This is a genomic window from Pseudomonas sp. 30_B, assembly GCF_017491605.1.
In the GTDB taxonomy this organism is placed as follows: domain Bacteria; phylum Pseudomonadota; class Gammaproteobacteria; order Pseudomonadales; family Pseudomonadaceae; genus Pseudomonas.
On sequence record NZ_JAFGYY010000301.1, the window covers coordinates 1 to 460 of the forward strand.

The 460-nt window shown below is 69.1% G+C and carries 1 protein-coding gene; it reads left to right on the forward strand.

All coding sequences use genetic code 11. The features are described from left to right. A partial coding sequence (locus J5M67_RS28380; protein ID WP_207888669.1) for an RluA family pseudouridine synthase occupies window positions 1–460 on the forward strand: 460 nt, incomplete at both ends.

Sequence of the window (460 nt, forward strand, 5' to 3'; positions counted from 1 at the left end):
CGGGCATCCTGATGCTCGCGAAGAAGCGCTCGGCGCTCGTCGGGCTGCACGAGCAGATTCGCGAGAACCGGATGGACAAGCGCTACTTCGCCTGCGTGCATGGCGACTGGGCGGCCGACTGGGGCCGCCGCCGCGTGGTGAAGGCGCCCCTTTTCAAGTACGCGACGCCCGACGGCGAGCGGCGCGTGCGGGTTCAGGAGGACGGCCTGCCGTCGCACACGGTGTTCAATCTCGTCGACCGCTGGCCGGACTACGCGCTCGTCGAAGCGGAACTCAAGACGGGGCGGACCCATCAGATCCGCGTGCACCTCGCGCATCTCGGCCTGCCGATCGTCGGCGACGCCAAGTACGGCGAGTTCGCGCTGAACAAGGCGCTTGCGCGCGCGAACGCGGTGCCGTCGATCAAGCGGATGTTCCTGCACGCGCATCGGCTGCGCCTCGCGCATCCGCTGACGGGCGA